The organism is Candidatus Thiopontia autotrophica (assembly GCF_982804495.1).
This window is the reverse complement of sequence record NZ_CEYDPX010000006.1, coordinates 27,750-52,408: the sequence shown is the minus strand read 5'-3', so window position 1 is coordinate 52,408 and position 24,659 is coordinate 27,750. Positions and strand designations below refer to the sequence as shown.

21 protein-coding genes and 1 tRNA gene are annotated in these 24,659 nt (G+C 48.3%); 14 read left to right on the top strand and 8 right to left on the bottom strand.

Annotated elements, in window-relative coordinates:
- Positions 1-12: 12 nt before the first annotated feature.
- Positions 13-1,305, top strand: a complete 1,293-nt coding sequence (gene purD / locus AC3ZFK_RS03420; protein WP_487506416.1) for a phosphoribosylamine--glycine ligase — start codon at positions 13-15, stop codon at positions 1,303-1,305.
- Here the strand turns inward: purD and AC3ZFK_RS03415 are convergent.
- Both AC3ZFK_RS03415 and AC3ZFK_RS03410 read right to left on the bottom strand, forming a co-directional pair.
- Entirely contained in the window at positions 1,269-2,513 is a 1,245-nt protein-coding gene (locus AC3ZFK_RS03415; protein WP_487506415.1) for an MFS transporter, read from the bottom strand. The two genes, purD and AC3ZFK_RS03415, sit on opposite strands and share 37 nt — an antisense overlap.
- Positions 2,514-2,631: 118 nt before the next feature.
- Entirely contained in the window at positions 2,632-2,817 is a 186-nt protein-coding gene (locus tag AC3ZFK_RS03410) for a hypothetical protein (RefSeq protein ID WP_487506414.1), read from the bottom strand.
- A 146-nt stretch (positions 2,818-2,963) separates the two neighbouring features.
- Between AC3ZFK_RS03410 and AC3ZFK_RS03405 the strand changes: the two genes are divergently transcribed.
- The 4 genes from AC3ZFK_RS03405 (at position 2,964) to AC3ZFK_RS03390 (ending at position 7,771) form a co-directional block, all read left to right on the top strand.
- Positions 2,964-5,723: an ATP-binding protein gene (locus AC3ZFK_RS03405; protein WP_487506413.1), complete on the top strand. Its 2,760-nt coding sequence runs from the start codon at positions 2,964-2,966 to the stop codon at positions 5,721-5,723.
- On the top strand, positions 5,720-6,370 hold the full coding sequence (locus tag AC3ZFK_RS03400; RefSeq protein ID WP_487506412.1) for a response regulator: 651 nt from the start codon (positions 5,720-5,722) through the stop codon (positions 6,368-6,370). The genes AC3ZFK_RS03405 and AC3ZFK_RS03400 overlap by 4 nt, the downstream gene beginning before the upstream one ends.
- A 259-nt stretch (positions 6,371-6,629) precedes the next feature.
- On the top strand, positions 6,630-7,178 hold the full coding sequence (locus AC3ZFK_RS03395) for a hypothetical protein (protein WP_487506411.1): 549 nt from the start codon (positions 6,630-6,632) through the stop codon (positions 7,176-7,178).
- 110 nt (positions 7,179-7,288) lie between these two features.
- On the top strand, positions 7,289-7,771 hold the full coding sequence (locus tag AC3ZFK_RS03390) for a DUF302 domain-containing protein (protein WP_487506410.1): 483 nt from the start codon (positions 7,289-7,291) through the stop codon (positions 7,769-7,771).
- Between the two features lie 76 nt (positions 7,772-7,847).
- Here the strand turns inward: AC3ZFK_RS03390 and AC3ZFK_RS03385 are convergent, their stop codons facing one another.
- Entirely contained in the window at positions 7,848-8,801 is a 954-nt protein-coding gene (locus tag AC3ZFK_RS03385; protein WP_487506409.1) for a PDC sensor domain-containing protein, read from the bottom strand.
- Positions 8,802-8,864: 63 nt separating this feature from the next.
- On the opposite strand from AC3ZFK_RS03385, the gene AC3ZFK_RS03380 reads away from it, so the two are divergent.
- Positions 8,865-9,254, top strand: a complete 390-nt coding sequence (locus tag AC3ZFK_RS03380) for an RNA-binding S4 domain-containing protein (RefSeq protein ID WP_487506408.1) — start codon at positions 8,865-8,867, stop codon at positions 9,252-9,254.
- Positions 9,255-9,261: 7 nt separating this feature from the next.
- Here the strand turns inward: AC3ZFK_RS03380 and typA are convergent, their stop codons facing one another.
- Positions 9,262-11,133, bottom strand: coding sequence for a translational GTPase TypA (typA, locus tag AC3ZFK_RS03375; protein WP_487506407.1), 1,872 nt, complete (start codon positions 11,131-11,133; stop codon positions 9,262-9,264).
- 102 nt (positions 11,134-11,235) lie between these two features.
- Between typA and AC3ZFK_RS03370 the strand changes: the two genes are divergently transcribed.
- Complete coding sequence (locus tag AC3ZFK_RS03370; RefSeq protein WP_487506406.1) at positions 11,236-11,916, top strand: hypothetical protein; 681 nt, start codon at positions 11,236-11,238, stop codon at positions 11,914-11,916.
- On the opposite strand, the gene AC3ZFK_RS03365 is transcribed toward AC3ZFK_RS03370, so the two are convergent.
- Positions 11,900-13,189, bottom strand: a complete 1,290-nt coding sequence (locus tag AC3ZFK_RS03365; protein ID WP_487506405.1) for an SPOR domain-containing protein — start codon at positions 13,187-13,189, stop codon at positions 11,900-11,902. The genes AC3ZFK_RS03370 and AC3ZFK_RS03365 overlap by 17 nt on opposite strands.
- A 340-nt stretch (positions 13,190-13,529) precedes the next feature.
- Between AC3ZFK_RS03365 and AC3ZFK_RS03360 the strand changes: the two genes are divergently transcribed.
- Together AC3ZFK_RS03360 and AC3ZFK_RS03355 are read left to right on the top strand one after the other, a co-directional pair.
- Complete coding sequence (locus AC3ZFK_RS03360) at positions 13,530-14,204, top strand: c-type cytochrome (RefSeq protein WP_487506404.1); 675 nt, start codon at positions 13,530-13,532, stop codon at positions 14,202-14,204.
- Between the two features lie 15 nt (positions 14,205-14,219).
- Positions 14,220-15,533 (top strand): FCSD flavin-binding domain-containing protein, encoded by a 1,314-nt coding sequence (locus AC3ZFK_RS03355; protein WP_487506403.1) that lies wholly within the window; start codon positions 14,220-14,222, stop codon positions 15,531-15,533.
- A 559-nt stretch (positions 15,534-16,092) separates the two neighbouring features.
- Here AC3ZFK_RS03355 and AC3ZFK_RS03350 read toward each other — a convergent pair.
- Positions 16,093-16,401, bottom strand: a complete 309-nt coding sequence (locus AC3ZFK_RS03350; RefSeq protein WP_487541375.1) for a hypothetical protein — start codon at positions 16,399-16,401, stop codon at positions 16,093-16,095.
- Positions 16,402-16,695: 294 nt separating this feature from the next.
- On the opposite strand from AC3ZFK_RS03350, the gene rpsU reads away from it, so the two are divergent.
- The 5 genes from rpsU (at position 16,696) to AC3ZFK_RS03325 (ending at position 21,274) form a co-directional block, all read left to right on the top strand.
- Entirely contained in the window at positions 16,696-16,926 is a 231-nt protein-coding gene (gene rpsU, locus AC3ZFK_RS03345) for a 30S ribosomal protein S21 (protein ID WP_487506401.1), read from the top strand.
- A gap of 30 nt (positions 16,927-16,956) precedes the next feature.
- Positions 16,957-17,400 (top strand): GatB/YqeY domain-containing protein, encoded by a 444-nt coding sequence (locus AC3ZFK_RS03340; RefSeq protein ID WP_487506400.1) that lies wholly within the window; start codon positions 16,957-16,959, stop codon positions 17,398-17,400.
- A gap of 46 nt (positions 17,401-17,446) precedes the next feature.
- Entirely contained in the window at positions 17,447-19,201 is a 1,755-nt protein-coding gene (gene dnaG / locus AC3ZFK_RS03335; RefSeq protein WP_487506399.1) for a DNA primase, read from the top strand.
- 154 nt (positions 19,202-19,355) lie between these two features.
- Positions 19,356-21,182: an RNA polymerase sigma factor RpoD gene (rpoD, locus tag AC3ZFK_RS03330; protein ID WP_487506398.1), complete on the top strand. Its 1,827-nt coding sequence runs from the start codon at positions 19,356-19,358 to the stop codon at positions 21,180-21,182.
- Between the two features lie 15 nt (positions 21,183-21,197).
- Positions 21,198-21,274 (top strand) — tRNA-Ile (locus AC3ZFK_RS03325).
- A gap of 121 nt (positions 21,275-21,395) precedes the next feature.
- Here AC3ZFK_RS03325 and purE read toward each other — a convergent pair.
- Positions 21,396-21,899: a 5-(carboxyamino)imidazole ribonucleotide mutase gene (gene purE / locus AC3ZFK_RS03320; protein ID WP_487506397.1), complete on the bottom strand. Its 504-nt coding sequence runs from the start codon at positions 21,897-21,899 to the stop codon at positions 21,396-21,398.
- Positions 21,900-21,959: 60 nt separating this feature from the next.
- A complete protein-coding gene (topA, locus tag AC3ZFK_RS03315) occupies positions 21,960-24,620 on the bottom strand; it encodes a type I DNA topoisomerase (RefSeq protein WP_487506396.1) in 2,661 nt (886 codons plus the stop codon).
- Positions 24,621-24,659 lie beyond the last annotated feature (39 nt).

Sequence of the window (24,659 nt, the reverse complement as noted above, 5' to 3'; positions counted from 1 at the left end):
GTACTACAAAAAATGAAAGTATTGGTAATTGGAAGTGGTGGCCGTGAACATGCACTGGCCTGGAAGGCTGCTCAGAACCCAGAGGTTAAAGCTGTATATGTGGCTCCTGGAAATGCAGGTACCGCGCTTGAGAACAAGATAGAGAATGTTGCAATCGGTTCAGATGATATTGATGAACTGATTGCATTTGCCCAGAGAGAGTCCATAGACCTCACCATTGTAGGTCCGGAAGCGCCACTGGTACTCGGCGCAGTAGATCAATTCCAGGAACAGGGGTTGCGCTGCTTTGGGCCAAACAGAGGGGCTGCTCAATTAGAGGGGTCAAAATCATTTACCAAAGATTTCCTTGCTCGTCACAATATTCCTACGGCCGCCTATGGCAACTTTACTGATCTTGATGAGGCCCTGGAGTATCTACACAAGGTTGGTGCCCCTATTGTTATCAAGGCTGACGGTCTGGCTGCTGGCAAAGGGGTTATCCTGGCACAGACTGTTGAAGAGGCTGAGGCTGCTGTACGTGACATGTTGGCTGGAAATGCCTTTGGTGATGCCGGTCACAAGGTGGTAATTGAGGAGTTTCTATCTGGTGAAGAGGCAAGTTTTATTGTTATTGCCGACGGCAAGAATATTTTGCCAATGGCTACATCACAGGACCACAAGGCTCGAGACAATGGTGACAAGGGGCCGAACACTGGCGGCATGGGCGCCTACTCACCTGCACCTGTTGTTACCCAGGAGATATATGAGCGCGTTATGAAACAGGTCATTATCCCAACTGTTGAGGGAATGGCTGCAGAGGGCAACCCCTTTACCGGTTTTCTCTATGCCGGCCTGATGATTGATGAGGATGGCAACTCCAAGGTTCTGGAGTACAACGTCCGCTTTGGCGACCCCGAGACTCAACCAATCATGATGCGACTACAGTCCGATCTGGTATCGCTGTGCAATGCTGCCATTGACCATAAGCTTGATGAAATTGAGATGAAATGGGACCCTCGCCCATCTCTTGGGGTTGTGTTAGCCGCAGGAGGATATCCTGAAAACTACGAAAAAGGGGATTCAATTTCTGGCCTCCCCAAAGAGTCATTAAACGATCAGAAAGTATTCCACGCCGGTACCACTGAAAAAAATGGTGATATTGTGACAGCTGGTGGTCGCGTACTCTGTGCCTGTGCTCTTGGTGACAGCGTATCTGATGCTCAACAGAAGGCCTACTCTCTTGCCAGTCAGATTAAGTGGAACGGCATCTACTATCGAACTGACATTGGCTACCGTGCTATTGCACGTGAACTGCCGAACCAGTAACGCAGAGAGCCGCCCCCGCCCAATATGGCAAACATGGTAACAGCCATCTGAATTCCAACAACCTCGGCCAATACCCCTGCAGCAAGGCTGCCGATGGGTGCCATGCCCACAAATATTACGGAAAACAGAGACATTACCCTGCCCCTAAGGTGATCCTCTACTGCAACCTGAATCTGTGCATTGGTTGTTGCGATCACAGTTGTAACAGAGAATCCTGCCACAATAAGCAGAGGGGTAGCGAGCCATAACAGTTGAGGCCCCAGCAACAGGGCCTGAAAAATATTGCCACTCTGGGCAAATAATATAAGCGCAATTGCGGCCACCACTCCGGAGCGTGCTATTACGGGAGATAATGAAGTATCTCCTGTTCTACGCGCCAGATTAAGCGCCCCAATAACCGACCCAATACCTGCTGAAGAGAGCAAAAGACCGAGCATCTCCGGACCTCCACCAAACTGTCTGTCTGCAAAAACCGGCATCAGGACAATAAATGCTGTTCCCATCATGCTGACCGCTCCAACATGAACCAATGCAGCACGAATTCCAACATGATTCCAGGCGTAGGATACCCCCTCCTTCAACGCATCGAGGTTACCTGCACCTCTGATCTTTCCCGTTGATGTTGCCGGAAGACGCATCGTTAACAAGACAAATAGCAGCACAAAATAACTAATGCCATTTAATGCAAAAAGGTAGCCCTCGCTCCAGCTGAGCAACAATACACCTGCAACTGCAGGCCCTACGAAGCGAGCCATATTAAAGGCCCCGGAATTAAGACCAACGGCATTGGAGAGCTCATCTTTTGAGACCAATTCTGCCAGGAATGATTGACGCACCGGCATATCAATTGCCTGCGCCATCCCAAGAAAGAAGACAATAACCAGGATATGCCACACCTCAACCTGGCCGCTAATGGCCAGATAGGCCAATAGAAACGCCATCACCATGGCAAACCCCTGTGAACCAATCATCAGATGACGTCGTGAAACATGGTCTGCCAGAACCCCACCAAAAAGACCAAACAGTAGAACTGGAAGAAGCAGAGTGAAATTCACCAGACCCAACATGAAGCTCGACTGGGTCAGACTGTAGACCAACCATGATTGCGCCACATTGGCCATCTGCGTTCCATGAAGAGATATCAACTGCCCGGCAAAATAGCGGCGGTAATTGGGGTTACGCAGAGAGCGAGTCAGATCATTCCACATAAAAAATAAGAAGACCCTCAGAGGAAGGGGGGACCTACGAAAGAAGGAGGAGGTTCTTTTTCGAAGGAAATCCTCTGAGGGTCTAGGCCGCCAATTATATTAGTATTCGCTGAAATAGTCAATCACTATCTCTGTTTTTTTCCTCTGCCATCACCTGATTGAGAGGTAGATCCTCATCTTTCAAAAAGCTGCGCCTTATTCCACAGCACCCCTTCGGGTGGGTATTTATGTACCAGAGAAACAGCCAGATAACGACCATTCCAGTACCAGCCACCACCAGCGCATCAGTTAGCGTTATTTCCATCGATCCCCCCAACCACTAATTATTAGTTTTTTTTATATGATCAACAATCAATCATAGATCCTAGCATATAAGATACGCCTGTTACTACATATAATTACAGGTAAATATCGTCAACTCTCGCCTCTTGTGCAAAAATGTCACATCCCATGAGAGCCAATCGCCTAAATAACCTGACCACCCAACAGATTGGATGGTTCTTGATCGTCTCCCTCACCCCCCTTTTTATTATGGGAGGAATCGCACTTTATCTTGCAAAACAGTCCATTGTAGATGAAATAATGCGTGACCTTACCTTTGTAGGCAGCATTCGTGAACATCAGGTACGTGACTTCTTCAGTGAACGAAAACAACACCTTCTAAACATCTCTCAGTCAGAACGGCTTGCCACACAACTTCTACGCTACGACAGAACCCACAAACTTTATAGAGATGATGCGAGAAAACAGTTCATACCACTGCCCTCTCCTGACATGCTTTCATCAAACCCGACAAATCTGAGCGCTAAAAACAGCACTTTTCTCTCTCTGATCCAGCAGTGGGGGCTAAAGAACATGGTTATGATATCCACTGATGGAGAGATCCTGCTGGATCTGCAACACCATGAGTCACATGACATCACCCTGCTGGATGAGTTCTACATGAACTCGGTTCTGACAAAAAGCTTCCAGGAGGTCATCTCTACACAATCTATCTCAAAACCTTACCACGCATACTATGAGCCATACGAACGGTTCACCACCTTTATAGCCACCCCTGTCAACATTCAGGGAGAGATGGTTGGGGTTATTGCGGCAGAGATAGATATGGATCGTCTTATAAACATTCTCACCATAAAAGGTGGCACAGAAAAACATAACGATAGCGAACTGCTACTTGCCACAAAAAATGAGCATGGTGTATCCATCCTCAATCTTGGCTGGGAGACTCCACAGCCAACTGATGACTGCATCTCGTTTCGCAGCAACAACCTGGATAGTCTACCAATGATTCAGGCGCTGCAAGGAAAACGTGGGGCAGGCTGGAACATTGATACTGCATGTAAGCCAATTCTGGTTAGCTGGCAACCACTGGATGAGCTGAATCTTGGAATGACCATTTTTAAGACGGAGGATGCAGCTCTTGCCACCATTGAACAACTTAGAAATATTCTGTTCCAGACAGGCCTTGTGGCTGCCATGTTCGCTCTGCTACTCGCTATCATCATCTCTCTTACCCTGACCCGTCCAATTCTCAGACTGACACGTATCACCCACAATGTCGCAGAGGGTGAGAGGGTACGCTATGCACTGGAACAGTTCCCAAAAACTGTGAGGATAAATGAGATAAGAGAACTTGCGGAATCCATCCGCAAGATGCTCGCCACAATTGACAACACTACCCAGGACCTCCAGGAGCACAAGGACAATCTTGAGCACCACGTTTACTATAGAACAGCAGCCCTGAAAAAAAGTCAGGAAAAGGCCGAGGATGCCAGCCGCAGCAAGAGTGAATTCCTGGCCAAGATGAGCCATGAGATTCGCACTCCAATGAACGGAATTGTAGGTATCTCTGAACTTCTTCTGGAGACCCCTCTGAACACCCAACAGCAACGGTATGTAGACTCTCTGAATATATCCAGCCATCACCTCTCCGAGCTTCTTAGCAACATACTGGACTTCTCGAAAATTGAGGCAAAAAAATTCACCCTGCACATGGTCCCATTTTCTCTCACCAATATAGCCGAACAGATTAATGCCATTGTAAAAATTGACGCTGACAACAAGGCACTTACCTATCTCCACTATATTGACCCGGAGATCCCTGACCACCTGACTGGAGACCCCAAGGTTTTACGTCAGATCCTGCTGAATCTGCTGAGTAACGCCATCAAATATACCAATGAAGGTGAGGTCTCACTTACAATTTTGCTGGAGATCAGTGGAGAAAACGAGATCACACTGAGAATTCAGGTCAGTGACTCAGGAATAGGGGTGCCTGAGGATAAACTGCCTGGCATATTCAGTGCGTTCGACAGGTTACATGAGACCAGCACCGATAGCCCATCTGGTACCGGGCTTGGTCTTGCTATAACAAAATCTCTGGTTGAGCAGGCTGGTGGGGAGATATGGGTACAGAGCACTGAAGATCATGGCAGCGACTTCTTTGTTCTGCTACCACTAAAGATTGCTACTGAAGATATTGAGTCTGACACCGCTGCCGCCGCAACCTACACGACCAACAAAGAGTACTCTATACTTATTGCAGATGATTCAGAGATTAATCGTCTTGTGATTGAGAACTACCTCGCCAGCCCAAACTATAAAACCATATCCACTCGTGATGGCAGGGAAGCTGTTGATGCCTATAAAAAAGGTGGCATAGATCTTGTTCTGATGGACCTTAGAATGCCTGCACTTAATGGATTTGAGGCAACCAGGGAAATTCGCGCTTTTGAACACTCCAGCAATCTTGTCCCGGTTCCGATTGTGGCAATGACAGCAGATGTGCTGGATAAAACCAGAGAGCGCGCGTTTAAGAGTGGCTGTAGCCACTGGTTGCCAAAACCTGCGTCCAAGGATCAACTGCTACTGATGGTTCGTCACGCACTCAGCCCATCAAGAGAGAGGGATGAGGACAAAACCACTAATGTTGAGCCATCAACAGACAAGAGAGAGCTGATATCACTATTCCTTGATGATAGTGACAATAAATTACAGGCACTACATGAACAACTACGGCAGAGAGAGTGGAAAGATCTGACCGAAACTGCCCATGCAATCAAGGGTAATGCCCTTATTCTTGGTTTTGGCAGCATAGCCGACATTGCTGCAGAGATAGAGAAACAGGCGGAACAGCAAGAGCCTGATACAATAGCAGTCCTACTGAATCAGATCATGGAACAGATCATGGATATGCGGCAATCGTGAAAAAGATACGGGTTATTCTTGTAGATGATCAGCCCCTGATACGTGAGGCACTGCGTAGCTTTTTATCATCTTCTGAAGAGATTGAGATTGCAGGAACGGCTGAAAGCGGGGCTGAGGTCCTGGAGATGATTCAGACCATTACCCCAGACGTGATTATTATGGATGTGCGCATGCCAGACATGGATGGAATTGAGACAACCATCAAGATCCATAAACAATTTCCTGATCTACTGATAATAGGGCTAAGCAGTATCTCTGATAAATACAGGGCTACAGAGATGCTGCAGATGGGTGCAAGCGGATATCTGACAAAAGATACGCCCCCTGCAGAGATGGTAAAGGCCATCCGTACAGTTATAGATGGATCTCCATACATAAGCAGATCAATCTTCTCGGATGAGCTGGAGCAAGGTGAGTCAGTAGAGCAGGCAATAGAGGATATCTCAGCAAAACTGCTCACCTCACGAGAAAAGGATGTACTGCGCGCATTGGCAGGGGGGTTGACCAACCACAAGATTGCAGAAAAACTTTTCGTTAGCTCCCGCACTATAGAAAAGCATCGCCAGAACATAATGAAAAAACTCGATCTCCAGAATGGGGTGGAAATGGTTGCTTACGCGTATCGGGCTGGAATTGTCAGTGAATAACGACCATATTAAACAAAATACGTAGAACTACGTATTTACTGCAACAACAGATATAACTTAACCTCTTTCAATATGGAAAGAGGAGAAAAAACAACAAGATCTAATATCTCATTCGAGATAATACTCTCAACAACAACCGGTATTCTCTATGGTTTTGGAATAGCCATCATCATTCTATTTGTGGTTTTAATGTCAACAGACCAGGAGACAATATCCTCGGTCAGCAATATCCTGTTTGGAATATAGGCAACCAAGCCCCATGCAACTGGCACATACTCAAATCAAGGGTGATCCGTCAATCAGACAACAGCTTTTTATGCAGACCAGAACCGTCAGCAGCATGGAGCAGCAAATTGATCCGTTAAACCGTCTGATTGAAAAACTTTTTCTTGAAAAAGGGGCATTTCATATACAACTGAAGTACTCCAGTTCGGCCACAACACTCTGGTTCAACGATCAGCCGTATCATGACCGGCTGACAACCATCGAGCAGATAATGTCACCAAGCTTTATGGGCTCCATCAGAAGCCAACCATTCTCTCCAATCTCAACAACCCCAAAAGAACAGATCATGCCTGTGCTGGAGCTCTTTAAATCTCTTCGTCTGGCAGACGAGAATGCCTATCTGCGGTGTGGATCACTAAATATTGTGACCGGTATGGTAGAGCTCAACTTCTCCTGTGATAGCACACACTACCTTACCGTTCCGGAGTTTCTGAGAAGAAACATCTCATTCTGGGTTAACGGCAGTGACGATTATTACACTCCTGATCACCAAACGACACCCATAACCTCAGCTGTAGCCTGAAAAAGCCCCTGAACACCTCATAGACAAGATTTTTTTGTCCCGCACAAAAAAATGGATTACTATGGGCGGCCAACACTAAATAAAAACAACTGAGAGGAGTCAGTGTAATCATGAAAAAACTTGTTCAATTACTGCTTGTGGCCACATTCACCATGACTGCAGGTCAGGCTTCTGCATTTGAGTTCAAAGACATGTACGTTGCTACCGACATTGAGGAGGGGATCACTGCAGAGGAGGTTGATGAGTCAATCAAACAGCTTTCAATCAGTGAAGGTATTCTTCATGTTGCTATGTTCCCGCTATCCAAGCAGGTTACAAAAGTAACCGGCAAACCTTATCGTCACCTAAGCATTCACAATATCTGTGACGCCAAAACAGCTGCTGTCTTGGCCGACGTCTCTGATGCCTTTGTAATTGTGATGCCGTGTCGAATTGCTGTGGTTGAGGGGAAAGATGGCAAGATCAGAATGTGGAGCATGAACCCTGCCATGATCACAGCCATGGAGATGCCCCCTGAGGCAAAAGCGATGGCTCAGGAGGTTGCTGACAAAATTAACAACATTATCGAGGGTGCAGCAGAGGGGGCTTTCTAGCAGAGAGCACTTCGATTCTTAAACAAAAAAAACCGCTCAGCTCGAGCGGTTTTTTTGTTTTGAAGGAGTAACCAAATCAGGCTGAGCCAAACCAGAAACTTTCATCCATCTCCATAAACTCCTCATATGGGAGATAGTGAGAGCCGTCACAAGAGAAATTGAGGGCAACAATACCATTGATAATATTGAGTGAGCCAGCACGCAGATAGATGGTCTCATCCACCTCTCGCAACCATTTGAAACGCTCAAGAATCTCCCGCACCATATTCTGTGGAACCAGTGCATCCTCTGGATATGACCTCAATGGATAGGCCAGGCATACGGAAGGGTTAAGGATCTCATCCAGCACATGGACACGATACCTATATGGATCATCATAGATCCAGAGTGTTGCCCGTGAACTGGAGAAGTGCAGTTTTGCATGAAAAATCCCACGCTCAACTATCAACTCATCAATCGTTGCCAATACATCATCTATTCGCTCATCCATCGGGCTGGTTGCCCTGCTCTGCATAAAGAGGGTGTCACGAATTGATGGATCCCCCTTTACCTGCATCCAGATTCTGCGATCCTCCGAGGGTTGATCAATCTCCGGAAGCATGCTTAGCTCAAAGTCGGCACAAACAAACCCCTTAGCCTCACTACCATCCCTAACCAGCTGTACAGCGGTAATCAGGCTACGGCGGTTGGTCTGACTAATATAGACATCCGAGAGAAAGAATCCACTACTGGGAACCACTTTGGAGATATATGGGCGCTCCGAAAGATCCTGCCCAACCCGGCCCTCATCAAATTTGCCATCGGCAAAAACATTGGAGCTCAGCTGCACTCCATCCACATCCACAATATAGAGCAGACGACATGCGGGGGCATCATCACAATTATCGTAGGCATCATGCAACACTTGATCAAGCTCTCTGCGATCACCCCAACCCTTGGCGCAGCGTTTGGCAAGACGTCCCATGAAGTCACCCAGGTGATTTTCAAGCAGGCGCTTTCTTGATTGAATTGTCTCTGTAAATGTATTCATCCGCTCCCTATCCTCAACCGCTATACTATATCGCAATAGTCAGGAATAAATTACAAAATATAGATGAATAGTGAAGATACCCTGAGACTGGACAAATGGTTATGGGCGGCCCGTTTCTTCAAGACCAGGCGTCTGGCAACTGATGCAATATCTGGCGGAAAAGTTCACCTAAACGGTAACCGCATCAAACCATCACGTATGGTAAAGCCTGGGGACCAGCTGCAGATTTTACGTGGCGAGACCCGTTTTGAGGTAGAGGTTATCAAGATAACCCGCCATCGTCGCCCTGCCAGTGAGGCCCAGCAACTCTACCAGGAGAGCGCAGGAAGCCTGAAAGCAAGGTTGGAAATTGTGGAACAGAAGAGGCTGGAGGCCCACTCCAGAGCCAATCGCGTGCGTCGACCAGACAAACGTCAGCGTCGCAAGTTAATGGAGATCAAGAATCGAATGTAACTTACCCTTATGATGATGGGCGAGCAGCACGCTTGCGCTCATTCTCGGTAAGCATCTTCTTGCGCAGACGAATCGACGCGGGGGTAACCTCCACCAACTCATCATCATTAATAAATTCCAGTGCCTGCTCCAGTGTCATCTTGATGGGTGGAGAGAGGATCAGATTTTCATCTGTACCTGCTGCACGGACATTGGTTAACTGTTTGGCCTTGAGTGGGTTAACTACAAGATCATTATCGCGAGAGTGAATACCAATCAACATTCCCTCATACACATCCTCTGCATGACCAATAAACAGCCTTCCCCGCTCCTGCAGGTTGAATAGTGCGTATGCAAGAGCCTTGCCCTTGTCCTTGGATATAAGTACACCGTTATGGCGTTCACCAATCTTTCCCTCAACTCTTGGGCCATAATGGTCGAAGGTATGGTAAATAAGTCCAGTACCAGATGTAGCAGTAAGAAACTCTGTACGGAACCCAATCAATCCCCTTGATGGGATCGTATAGTCCATCCTGATACGCCCTTTGCCATCAGGCACCATATCTGTCAGCTCACCCTTGCGCTCACCCAGCTTCTCCATAACAGAGCCCTGGTGATCCTCCTCTACATCTACAGTAAGGCTCTCGTACGGCTCACTTACCACCCCATCTATCTCCCGAATAATAACCTCGGGACGAGATATGCCAAGCTCATACCCCTCACGTCGCATATTTTCAATCAGAATGGAGAGGTGCAACTCTCCTCTGCCTGAGACTCTAAATTTGTCAGGGTCATCACCCTCATCAACCCGCAGGGCTACATTGTGAATCAACTCCTGCTGCAGACGTTCGCGAATATTTCTACTGGTGACAAACTTACCTTCCAGCCCCGCAAACGGAGAATTGTTGACCTGAAAGGTCATGCTCAATGTTGGTTCATCAACGGTTAATGGAGGCAGCGCCTCAACCATATTTGGGTCACAGATGGTATCTGATATCTGCAGACCATCAATACCGGTAAAGGCTATGATATCCCCCGCAGTTGCCTTCTCCACCTCAACCCTCTCAAGCCCATGAAAACCAAGGATCTGTAACATCCGTCCACTCCTCTTGGTACCATCAACAGAGAGAATGGTGACTGCGGAGTTGGTTGTGACACTGCCACGCTCTATCCTGCCCACTCCGATCACCCCAACATAGCTGGAGTAGTCCAGCGCACTGATCTGCATGCGGAAGGGTCCGTCCATATCCACCTCTGGCACGGGGACATTTTCTATTATCGACTCAAATAGTGGCGTCATATCTCCATCTCGCGCCTCCACATCGAGACTGGCAAACCCCTGTAGTGCCGAGGCATAAACCACAGGGAAATCAAGCTGTTCATCGGTTGCCCCCAACCTGTCAAACAGATCAAAAGTTTGGTCTACGGCCCAATCTGGACGGGATCCTGGACGGTCGACCTTGTTCACCACAACCACAGGGCAGAGCCCTTGTGCCAATGCTTTCTGGGTTACAAAACGAGTTTGGGGCATAGGCCCCTCCACCGCATCAACCAACAACAACACAGAGTCAACCATTGAGAGAACCCGCTCCACCTCTCCACCAAAATCGGCATGCCCCGGAGTGTCAACGATATTGATCCGGTACGTCCCTGTACCGTCCCCCTTCGCGGTCGCCTTGTGCTCCCGACGGTCATTCCACCGAATAGCTGTATTCTTGGAGAGGATAGTTATACCGCGCTCTTTCTCCAGATCATTGGAATCCATAACGCGTTCTTCAGCCTCTCCACGCACCTCCAGTGTTCCAGACTGTTGAAGCAGTTGATCAACCAGGGTGGTTTTCCCGTGGTCGACGTGAGCTATGATTGCGACATTGCGCAGATTTTCAATGGAGTTTGACATCAAACGGCACCAGATATGTGTGGAATAAGAAGCAGCTGGCGCCTATAAAAAATGACTTTTTAGAAGTGCCGTCAGGATAAACGATCAATTATACTATGAATCATGAACCTGCCACCAAATTTCAGCAAAGCCCCTGGCGCATGGGAACAGCAGTTACAGCGCAGATGGAACAATCCGCTATTCTCCAAAGAGTCTCAACAGGTAGTACAACATCAGGTTGTGGGGGCGCGTGAACTCGACAAAAGCGAACAAAAACAGTTTCTGCATCAATTTAAAAAGGTGGTGGAGAAGGTTTCGAAACTTCCTGAACGTGCAGACACCGAGCTACTGCTTGAACTTCTTCCAGAACTGGATAAGTGCTACACAGACTGTATGGTGCTGGGTGCTCCCCTCCCAAAAGAGAGACAGGCCCTCTCCCGCCTTATCACTCTATTTGAACAGACACTGATGAGGCATGCCGGAACAGACAATACATTTCTTGAGCAGTTAAAACAGGAACAGTCCGCCAGAAAAATTCACCATCATGCCCTGCAGAACCCGATCATCGCAGCCATGATGAGAGACGAGAGCCCTATATCAAATCACGAATTACCGGCAACCATACTCTCCGCGGAACCATCAATGGTTGAGGATGTGCTTGCATTCCTGGATCAGAAACAGATTCGGTCACTCCTGGAACATGCTACAGAGATAATATTGTCCGCAGAAAAAGATGGGGCAACACTTCCTGCCAGCGCCCTGGAGGTGCAAGAGCTTCTAAACAGAGCTACTTCTTCTGCATGATGACTCGGCTCGCTACCCCCTTGTCAGCCATTTTTCCATTTATCTTTTCTTGCAACTCAACAGCCTCCTCTTTATTCCCATAGGCTCCTAAACGAATTCGATAAAGCACTCTACCAGCCAGCTCCTGTCTCTTGAGGAAAACACTCTTAAATCCCGATTTTTTTACTGTACTCAACATGCTGTAGGCATCTCTCTTCTTTGACTCAGGGTATGTTGCCACCTGCACAACCCACCCCTCTGCACTTTTGCCAAGCAGAGAGCTTTTGCCACGTGACTTTTTCTTTTTGCTTTTTACTGCATTGGAGGATGTCCCCTGTTTCATGTACTGCTCTGCAACCTTGACCTGCTCCAGATCATCCAGAACCTGCTTCATGGACACAACTTTCTGCTTTAGTTTGCTATATCTCTTAACCTTATCTGCTGATTTACCCTTTTTCTCTCTGTACTCCTTCAAGCTCTTCTCGACAGCAGAAACATCCCCCTTCTCCAAATCTTTTTCTGCCCGATCAAGAATTGCAGCCTCAGCCTTTTTTCTCTTCTCAAGCTTCTTTCTCTTCTCTTCCCTGGCTTGCAGCTCTGCCTGCTGTTTCGCCTTTAGTTCAGCTGCTCTCTCGGCTTCCTCTCTGGCTGCTTTCTCTGTAGCAAGACGTGCCTTCTCAGCCTCTTCGGCAGCCAATCTCTCAGCCTCCTCCCTGGCATCTTTTTCAGCCTGCAGACGTTTCTCCTCAAGTTCTGCTGCCGCTATCTGTCTGGCTCTCTCCTCCTCTTCTCTCTTTTGAGCCTCTTTGATCTCCCGCTCCTCCGCAAGCTGCTGTTGGTGTGTCAGCTGCACAGCCCCTCTCTCTACAATCTCAACATCCTGGAGGCTACCTTTCTCAACTCTTATCCTGTAAAGGAAACGGCCCCCACCCTTGGGCAGCTTGTCCCTGTAAGTCTCTACTCCTGATGCCACTCTGGAGCGCAGTTGCCACGACCTTCCGCCATCACTGGAACGGTCGATACGGTAGATACTCCCCGGAATTCCTCCATCCCTCCAGGTTACGATCATCTCTGTCGATGAGCTGCCCTGTGTTATCTCCAGATTTGTAGGCACAGCACCCACTCGCTGCTTGTTACCAGCAACCTCCTGGGCTACTGATGAGGTTCGTTTGGTAATCTCATTCAGGGTTGCATTCTGACATCCCACCAATAGCAGTGAGGTCGCCCCGATGGTTATGATTAGTTTTACTGTCAACACAACTTGCTTCACAATTCCCGCTCCCTTCCAGACCACAAGGAAATTCCCTGTTTTTAAGACCACAAGACTACAATAAGATTGGGGATATTACAAAACACCCATCCCTTCTCCTAACCCCCCCTTCCATTGAGTGTTTGCAGAAACCCATTAACAAATCAAGAACTCAAAAATTACCCTGTAACCAGCTGAATATTAATGTCTATTAATACTCTTATTGTTGAAATCAATTGTTGCATCAACATCTTTTATTATGGAGAATAGCGATTCGTTCGAATTTGTTTTGCGAACAGTTTATGGCTAACTGATCACCACATGGTAAGAAGTTAGTGAGATTGAATTACAACAAAATGATCATCAAATGAGGGAGGATCAATCAATGCAACTAAAAACGTTTGCAATCTCGGCTCTTGCTGCTGCTCTTGTAGCTGGCTGTGCCACACAACCACCCGCAGAGGAGAAAGCTGCTGCCGCACCGGCTAAAGCTGCCGCTAAAGCACCAGCCAAACCAAAGCCTAAACCAAAGGTAATATCTGGTGCCTCCGGTACCATGCTTGCCAGCACCTGTGAAGGCTGCCACGGTACAGACGGCAACAGTAACGGTCCTGCTACACCAACAATTGCCGGAATGTCTGAGGATTACCTGATAGAGGCAATGGAGGAGTTCCGTGATGGTGACACCAAGTCAACCATTATGGGGCGTGTAGCCAAGGGCTATACTGACGGAGAAATCGAGGCGATGTCTGCCTACTTCGCAGAGATCGGATATGTGGGTGCTTCCCAGAGTGCCGATGCAGCTACTGTTGCCATGGGTGAAAAGCTACATAGCAAGTACTGTGAGAAGTGTCACCATGACGGTGGATCTGATGCATCTGACGACTCTGGAATTCTTGCTGGACAGTGGACTCCATACCTTCACTACACGCTTCAGGACTTTGCCAGCGGTGATCGTGCAATTAGTCGCAAGATGAAGAAGAAGATGGATCAACTTGTCGCGGCAGAGGGGCAGGCCGGTCTGGATGCAATCATCACCTACTACGGCAGCCAGAATTAAGGAGGAGAACATACAATGAGTAACAAAAAACAATTCAACCGCAGAGACTTTCTAAAGGTTTCCGGTGGTACCGTCGGAGCTGCTGCCGCAGGCTTCACTTTCTACACTCCATCAGCATCTGCTGCCAAGGGACGTGTTGTTGTAGTCGGTGGCGGTATGGGTGGTGCAACTGCAGCCCGCTACATCAAGAAGGCAGACCCTGCTATTGATGTGACTCTGGTTGAAGCCAATGCAACCTACCACACCTGTTTTATGAGTAACTTCGTAGTAACCGGACACCGTGAGCTGGACTATCTTGCACACGGTTATGCTGGACTGGCTGCCGAGGGAATCAACATTGTTATCGACACCGTAATCGGCATTGATGATAACGCAGTCAAGACCCGTGGTGGAAAAACACTTCCGTTTGACCGCTGTGTAGTCTCCCCAGGAGTAAGCTTCAAGTTTGCCGAAGGGCATAGTGAAGAAGTTGCCAACACCTCAATCACTCATGCATGGAAGGCTGGCAAGCAGACTCAACTGCTACGCAACCAGCTTGAGGCGATGAAAGATGGCGGTACTGTCGTCATCGGTGCTCCACGCAACCCTTTCCGTTGCCCTCCTGGACCTTATGAGCGCACCAGCCTGATTGCTGGCTACCTCAAGAAGCACAAGCCAAAATCAAAGATTATTGTTCTTGATCCAAAGGACAAGTTCTCCAAGTTTGGCCTCTTTATGGAGGGGTGGAAAACCCACTACGGATACGGAACTGATGATTCACTGATCACCTGGGTCAAGAATGCGGAGGGTGGCGCCATTGAAGAGGTTGATGCTGCAGGAATGACTGTCTCTGCAGAGATCGAGGATTTCAAGGGTGACGTAATCAACATCATTCCTGACCAGAAGGCGGGTGCTCTTGCATTCACTGCCGGTCTGGTTGATGACTCTGGCTGGGCTCCAGTTGATTTGAAAAGCTTCGAATCAACTCTCCGTCCAAATATCCATGTTATTGGTGATGCAAGTCAGGCCAAGGGTATGCCGAAGTCAGGCTATGCTGCCTCGTCCGAGGCTAAGGTCTGTGCTGACGCAGTTGTCTCTGCCATTAATGGCCATGCACAAGGTGTGCCTGCATACGTTAACACCTGTTACAGCGTTATCTCCTTTGAACCAAAGGATGGAATCTCTGTGGCAGCGATCTACAAGCTGCGCGAGGATGGCTCCAAAATCCAGAAGATGTCTGGTGGCCTAACTCCAAGCGGTGACAAGCGTAACGCTGCCAACCGTGCTCGTGAGGTCGACTATGCATTGAGCTGGTATGAGAATATCACCTCAAATACATTTGCTGACTAAGGCAAATTAGAGCCAATAAAAACCCCGGGAGCTTGCAGCTTTCGGGGTTTTTTTATCTCTTCGATTTACTGGCTCCACCCTCTTCGACGAAACTGCAAAACCATCTCATCCGTTATATCGGTCCCGTAACAGAGTGGCCCTGCAGTGCCTTGTGGTGTCCAGCTCCACACACTTCGTCCCCCACAGCGCCTGGTTTTACATTTATTGCCACAAAATGAGCGCCTCTTTTTTATCTCTACACTGTATGGACATGGGCAACTCCCTGGAAATCCAGTGAGATATTCTGTTATCAACAAGTGACGGATCTCCTCATCACTCAACACAGAAGTGACCCCAAAACTTCCTGGGTGATATAACAACAGCATAGCCACTATTAGATAGAGTCTCTTCATACTTGTTAAATGGTATCAGATTAGGAAATCTCTGGTTAAGTCACTTCCCCCACACCCCCATCCCGTTAAGCTTTTTCAGAGACTCCTTAGGCTATATGGCCAGACATTAAAAAGCCGACCAGGAAAACCTGGTCGGCCTTTACAAACAACCTATTGTCGTACTGTACTTACTGTGCAGTAGGTGCAGCTGGAGCTGGAGCACGTGGTGCAACAGCAGGAGCTGGATAGTAAGGACTAGGAGCATATCCGCGAGGGGCATAACCATAACCACCATAACGGTAGTAATCATCATCATCGTCGTTATCCCACTCGTCCATCATCTCTTCCATCCAGTACATTGGAGTCCACTCTGGCCAATCATTGTCATCATAACCATTGTTCCAGCCATTGTTATTACTTCCAAACCAACCGGCACTTGCAACACTTGAAGCCATTATAGCGGCAGCAGTGATAACCGAAAATGCAATCTTTTTCATGATAAATCTCCTAAAATTCAACAAAAATTTTATAAACCGTAACCAACCTGTTATTGACTATACTATAATTTTATTGAATATTCAAGCTTTATTGGCAAAAACAGCAGAAAAACGCCTCTACCCAGGCTGTTACAGCGATAAATTGCCCCTCAAAACATTGCGATTTTGGTCCTACCTCCGTATAATGCGCGGCTCTTCTCTGAAAACAGTGCCTATTTTAAGCCCTGTAGAGACAAGTTTTTAACCCGACCCCAGAGACAAAATACAACCGGGGTCAACAAGGATATAGCCAGAATGCCAAGTATACGAGTAAGGGAAAACGAGAATTTTGATTACGCACTGCGCCGCTTCAAACGTGCTGTCGAGAAGGCAGGCACGGTTGCAGAAGCTCGTGAACGTGAGTTCTATGAGAAACCTACGCAAGTTCGTAAACGCAAATCTGCAGCTGCTGTAAAACGCACCCAGAAGCGTGTCTCTCGTGAGCGTAGCACCATGCGTCGCAATCGCGGCCTACTCTCGCGCTAACCTGCTGCTCACCCCACCCACAAAACTAACGTGCCTACTCTCGACAAGATCAATTCAAGTGTCAAGGATGCGATGCGCTCCAGGGATAAGGATCGACTCAAGACCCTGAGACTGATTACCTCAACTGTAAAACAGATTGAGGTAGATGAGAGAATTGAGGTAGATGAAGAGAGACTTCTTACTGTGCTCGACAAGATGGTCAAGCAGCGCAGAGATGCCCTCTCCCAGTTTGAATCTGCAGGTCGCCAGGATCTGGCAGATATCGAGACCGCAGAAATCACCATTATTCAGGAATTTATGCCTGAGCAGCTGAGTGATAGCGAAATTGACGAGATGATAAAACAGGCCATTGCTGAAACGGGCGCATCCTCCATGAAAGAGATGGGCAAGGTGATGGGTATTATTCGTCCAAAGGCGCAGGGGCGTGCCGATATGGGCCAACTCAGCGGCAAGATCAAGGCCCAACTAAGCTAGATTACCAGTTGGTTTTCAACTGGCTCCACTATGTTATTCTCCCCGCATGGCTGGCAGAATCCCCTCTACATTTATAGATGAACTACTATCACGTATCGATATTATCGATGTAATTGATACTCGCGTTCCATTGGTCAAAAAAGGGCGTGAATTCCAGGCCTGCTGCCCATTTCACCACGAAAAGACCCCCTCCTTTACCGTAAGCCCAACCAAGCAGTTCTACCACTGCTTTGGCTGTGGCGCTCACGGAACCGCCGTTGGATTCCTGATGGAGTACGAAAATATGCCATTCCCGGAGGCTATCGAAGACCTTGCCTCCCAGGCAGGACTTGAGGTGCCTCGTGAGGATGACGGAGAGAAGCCTAGAGAGAACCTAACGCCCCTCTTCAACCTTATGGAGAGGGCTGGCGAGTGGTACAGAAAACAGCTCAAGGATCACCCTCAGGCCGACAAAGCCATTCAATATCTAAAACAGCGTGGACTTAGTGGAGAGATTGCTGCCAGCTACGGCCTGGGTTTTGCCCCGGATGGATGGAGCAATATTCATGACGCGCTGACAGATGACCACGACAAGATAACAACCCAACAGATGACAAGAACCGGGCTGTTAATCGAGAAAGATAAGGGTGGCCATTACGATCGTTTCAGAAACCGCATCATCTTTCCAATCCATGACAGTCGCGGCAGAATTATTGGCTTTGGTGGCCGCGTTCTGGGAGACGAAAAACCAAAATATCTGAACTCTCCGGAGAGCCCACTATTCCACAAGGGACAGGAGCTCTACGGCCTGTATCAGGCACGCAAAAATGTCCGCAATCTCAAACATATCCTGGTTGTTGAAGGTTATATGGACGTGGTGGCACTAGCCCAATTCGGTATCCACTACAGCGTAGCAACCTTGGGAACCGCGACCACCACAGACCACCTTAACCAACTATTTCGTACAGTTACCCAGGTGCTCTTCTGCTTTGACGGTGATCGTGCTGGTCGCGATGCCGCCCGCAAGGCGATGAATACCGCCATACCTTTGATGCGTGACGGCAGAGAGATTCATTTTATGTTTCTTCCTGATGGCGAGGACCCTGACTCCCTGGTTCGTAAAGAGGGGACCAAACAATTTGAACAGCGCATCAGCCAGGCTGTTCCGCTATCTGAACTATTCTTCTCACAGCTTAAAGAGGAGGCCAATCCTGACACCATTGATGGGCGGGCACGGCTAGTCTCTCTTGCACGCCCAAAGCTCTCAAGGCTGCCGGCCGGAATGTTTCGTGAAATGATGTTCAAGAGACTTTCCAGTATGGTAGAGATGGATGAAGATGCAGTTGCCAGCCACCTGCTTGACTCCCATGCTGCAAAACCTGCATCACGAGAACCGACAACAGAGCCTGCCAGGGCTGGTCAGGCCCCATCTCCCGTCCGCATCGCACTATCCATCCTGTTGCACCAACCAGGACTGATTAAAATTGCTGCCGAAACCAGCCCTATAAAAGGTGTAGAGACCCCGGGAATAGGTCTGCTTACTCGGGTCATGGAAACATTACAAAAAAACCCGGATATATCATCAGCTGCGCTTCTGGAGAGGTGGAGAGACCGAGAGGACGAGGAGATCCTCCACAAGGTGGCTCAGTGGGACCCGGCAATTCCTGATGATGGTGTAGAGAGTGAACTAAAAGGTGCACTAAAGAATTTGCACGAACTGCGTCGAGGGCAGAGAACAGATAAACTGCTAAAAAAATCTGCTCAAGAGCCACTATCCCCCACAGAGAAACAGGAACTTCAAGAACTTCTCAGTGCCAACTAAGCCCCGATTATTAGTTGGTGACTAAACCCTTTAAGTTAGTGTAAAATGCGCGGTTCGTTTCGAGCTGAATAATAGATAAAATTACGCCACGAATGTCTCCGGACATTCCAGCTAATATCAGGATAACAACCTCACCAACGTGGTCGCGACAAGCATGGCTGAACCAAAGAAAAAAGAAACCGAAGAAAACGAAATCAAGAATCTGATTGCCAAAGGAAAGGAGCAAGGATACCTGACCTATGGCGAGATTAACGACCTTCTTCCGGACAAAATCACTGACAGTGAAGAGATTGAAAATGTAATCAGCGTAATCAACTCTATGGGTATCAAGGTGCTTGAAAAGGCCCCTGATGCAGAAAATATGCTGATTACCGGTAACGGCGGAAACTCGAATGATGATACTGATGAAGAGGCTGCCGCAGAGGCTGCCTCGGTACTGCTCTCTGCCGAGAATGAGGCAGGCCGCACCACTGACCCTGTACGGATGTACATGCGTGAGATGGGGTCTGTCGAACTACTGACTCGTGAGGGCGAAATTGTAATCGCCAAGCGTATTGAGGGTGGAATGCGCCAGATGATGAATGCTCTGGCTCTCTACCCAAATACCGTAGACGAACTTCTCAAAGAGCTCGATAGAATCAATAAGAGTGAAATTGAGCTTGGGGCTGTTATCACTGGGCTATGCGACTACTGCCCGGAACCACCTAAACCTGTAATTCCTGGCAGCAACACCTCAGGAGAGAAAAAAGAAGAAGAGGGATTTACTGGCCCACCACCAGAGATGATGTCTGGGCGCCTGCAAACTATTGCTGATCTCTCCAAAAAACTAAAACGCTCAGAGAAGCGTAATGGCATGGAGCATGAAAGAACCGACGCACTACGTAGCCAGATTGCTGACCAGTTCATGCAGTGCAAACTTGTTCCCAAACTGCTGGAGCGTATGGTTGTCGACATTCGTAGCTCCATGGAAAAAGTTCGTGGTAGCGAACGCATCGTCATGAATCTGGCGGTTGAGCGTGCCGGAATGCCTCGCAGGGATTTCATCACCTCTTTTCCAAAAAATGAGACTAATCTGGAGTGGCTTGACAAGCAGATTGCCGCCAAGAAGAAACATTCTGCTCCACTCAAACGGTTCTCTAGAGATATTCTCCGGGCCCAGAAAAAACTGCTTAAGGTTGAGGATGAGTGCGGTATCTCCATCACCCGCTTGAAAGAGATCAACCGAATGATGTCGATTGGTGAAGGCAAGGCACGTCGTGCCAAAAAAGAGATGATTGAGGCCAATCTGCGCCTGGTAATCTCAATTGCCAAAAAATATACCAACCGCGGACTACAGTTCCTTGACCTGATCCAGGAGGGCAATATCGGCCTGATGAAGGCCGTTGACAAGTTCGAGTATCGTCGAGGCTTCAAGTTCTCAACCTATGCAACCTGGTGGATTCGCCAGGCTATCACCCGCTCCATTGCAGATCAGGCACGTACCATTCGTATTCCGGTACACATGATTGAGACAATCAATAAACTCAATCGAATCCAGCGTCAGCTACTTCAAGAGATGGGACGTGAACCAACTCCTGAGGAGCTGTCAGAAAAGATGGAGATCCCGGAAGACAAGATCCGCAAGGTTCTCAAGATTGCCAAAGAGCCAATCTCTACAGAGACCCCAATCGGTGATGATGAAGACTCCAATCTAGGTGATTTTATTGAGGATACCAATGTGATCCAGCCTGACCAATCTGCTACATCGGAAGGGATGGAAGAGGATGTTCAGGACGTTCTGGCCGGGCTCACACCCCGCGAGGCAAAGGTACTGAGAATGCGTTTTGGAATAGACATGAATACTGACCACACTTTGGAAGAGGTTGGTAAACAGTTTGACGTAACCCGTGAACGTATCCGTCAGATCGAGGCCAAGGCACTACGTAAACTACGTCACCCATCTCGCTCGGACAAACTGGAAAGCTACCTGGACAAGGGATAGCTTTCAAACTATTACGGGCCTATAGCTCAGTTGGTTAGAGCAGGGGACTCATAATCCCTTGGTCCTTGGTTCAAGTCCAAGTAGGCCCACCAACTTCATACAGCACATCTAATAGATGTGCTCATATACTCAAAAAGGGGACCGATTTATTTATGCCCTTACAGGAAAATAAATCTATCCCCTTTTCAGTCTGACGCCAGGAAATCTGACGGACTACCCCTGAAGTTGCTCCTGCAATTTTGCATCTGCTGCCTGTACTGCCCGTGAGCCTGCCTCTCTCTCTTCACCCAGACGGGTCGCAAGCGAATCATCTGCTGTTGCCAGAATTTGCGCTGCAAGATAGGCTGAATTCTTTGCCCCATGCTTTCCAATAGCTACAGTTGCTACAGGTATTCCACCAGGCATCTGTACTGTTGATAACAGTGAATCCATCCCTTCCAGAGCCCCATTCATTGGTACCCCAATCACCGGCTTGGTGGTGGCTGCTGCAACCGCTCCTGCGAGATGTGCGGCTAGTCCGGCTGCCGCGATAAATACCCCGCACCCACGTTTGTCTGCATCTTTAACATAATCATGGGTGACTGCAGGTGTACGATGCGCAGATGTGATCTTTACCTCGTATGAAACATCCAGTTTTTTCAGGATCTCAAGACAAGCCTGCATGGTTGGCAGGTCCGAATCGGACCCCATCAAGACGGCTACAAATTTTTCAGACATTTTTTGCTCCTATACTTCTCTAAATTCCAGACTTGGCTGAGACCATTCTCTACCTGTCGATTACACTTTTTTGACAGCTTTTTTCTTTGCTGTCTTCTTTTTTGCTGCCCTCTTCTTCTTGACTGCTCTCTTTTTTACAGCTTTTTTCTTCGGTGCCGTCTTTTTCTTGCTGGCCGAGGTTGTTGCCTTGCGCTTGTTTGCCACTCTGATAGCGGCTGCACCATTGGCAGAGATCAAGCGGACTGATTTTCCAAGTTTATCCAGCTCTTCAACCATAGCCAATGCCTGGTCAAGCTTGCCCTCTTTTACCTTGAGTGTTGCATCAGGAGGAGATGTCTCAGGCTCTCTCAGTAGAGTAAAGCCTCCTCCATAGACCTGTTTTGACAGCCGCTTGCGCTCCTTGTCACTAGCATCCAGAAGCGCTTCACACTCTTTCAGGGTAAGGGTTTCTGGCTCTCTGTCAGCTGGTGGTTTTACATTTTTAAAACCATTGGTAACAAAAGGACCCCATCTACCATTCAGCACCTGAACCGGAGACCCCTCAAACAGCCGGATCTCTTTTTCTGCATCAGACTCTTTCTTTTTGGTAATGAAGTCGAGCACCTGCTCAAGCTCAATGGTATGCGGATCTTCCGGCTCAATCGAGACATTCTGCGCAACTAGCTCTATCCCCTTTACCTCGTTTTCCAACAGATAGTCACGCACCTCTTCGTCAACAAATCCTGCATAGGGGCCAAATCGACCAGCATTTACCATAACCGTTTCACCATCGCGAGTCACGCCCAACTGACGCGGCAACTCGAACAGGGGAAGCACCTCTTCAAGGGTTACGCTATCCTTGCGCTGATCAGGGCGTAGCCCCGCAAAAAGCGGCTTCTCTTCATCATCCTTGGTACCAATCTGTGCATAGGTGCCAAAACGACCGATTTTTACACTGACCGGACGTCCAGTTTTTGGATCAACTCCTAGCTGCCTGGTCTGAGAGGCCTCCTCTCTTGAGATATCTGCAGCCCCTTCGATGTCTTTATGGAATGGCTCATAAAACTCAGCCAGCATCTCTCGCCACCCCAATTCACCAGCTGCAATCTCATCAAACTCTGATTCAACACGAGCAGTAAAGTTGTAGTCCACAACCTCAGAAAAGTGTTTTACCAGGAAGTCAGTAACCACCCCTGCAATATCCTGGGGAATCAGCCTCCCCTTATCTGAGCCGGTCATCTCGACCCGATCCTCATTAATAATTTCATCTACATGCAGCGCCAGAATACGAACTGTACGCTCTACACCATCGCGCTCTCCACGAGTAACGTATCCACGGTTCTGGATGGTTGAGATGGTAGGAGCATAAGTTGAGGGGCGACCAATCCCCAGCTCTTCCAGTTTTTTCACCAGACCTGCCTCGGTAAAACGGGCGGGGGGACGGGTAAATGACTCCTGTGCTCGCATTACCCCAAGCTGCAGCAGCTCTCCCTCGCTTATATCTGGTAGACGTTTAGCGTCCTCCTTGCCACGATCCTGATAGACCTTCAGGAACCCATCAAAGACGAGAATTTCTCCTTTTGCTACCAGTGATTCATCAACCGAAGAGATATCAATAGTAGCTGTTGTACGCTCCAGCCTTGCATCTGCCATCTGTGAGGCAACTGTTCGTTGCCAGATCAGCTCATACAGGCGCCGCTCATTTTTTTCTCCTTTCACCTCGGATTTCGCCAGATCAGTTGGACGAATTGCCTCATGCGCCTCCTGCGCACTGGCAGATTTTGTTTTATATTGACGACGCTGCAGATAATCGGGACCAAAACTGCTCTTGATAACCTCGCCTGCCTGCTCATGAGCCATCTCGGAAAGATTGACCGAGTCTGTCCTCATATATGTAATCTTGCCAGCCTCGTATAGACGCTGCGCTACCATCATGGTCTGGCGTACTGAAAAACCTAACCTCTGTGATGCCTCTTGTTGCAGGGCTGAGGTGGTGAAGGGGGCTCTTGGAGAGCGTTTTGCCGGCTTCTTCTCAATCTTGCTGATCTGAAAAGTGGCGCCTTTGACTCTTGTCAGAAAACCCTCTGCATCCTCAATACCCTCACGATCCTTTGGTAGTCGTGCCTCTATCAGCTCACTATGCTGGTTTGAGAGCTGTGCTGTTATCCTGAATGATGAGACCGGAATAAATACCTCAATCTCCCGCTCACGCTCCACCACAATGCGTACTGCAACTGACTGAACACGCCCAGCTGAGAGTCCTGGCTGAATCTTTTTCCAAAGCACCGGAGAGAGCTCAAAACCAACCAGGCGATCCAAAATGCGGCGGGCCTGTTGTCCATCAACAAGATCACGGTTGATGCACCTGGGGTTCTTGATCGCCTCGAGAATTGCCGATTTGGTAATCTCATGAAATACAATGCGCTGACTATTATTCTCAGTAAGACCCAACACCTCTTCCAGGTGCCAGGCAATAGCCTCTCCTTCGCGATCCTCGTCCGATGCCAGCCAGACCATGGATGCCTTCTTTGAGGCACGTTTTAACTCATTGATTATTTTGGTTTTGTCTTCACTGACAGCGTAGTTTGGCTCAAATCCATTAGCAATATCTACAGACATCCCCTTCCCTGCCAGGTCACGAATATGACCGTAGCTGGACATCACTGTAAAGCCCTCACCGAGGAACTTTTCAATAGTTTTTGCCTTCGCAGGAGACTCTACGATAACGAGATTCTTACTCACAAATATGACTCACAAATGTTGGTGCTATTGTTCAAGGGC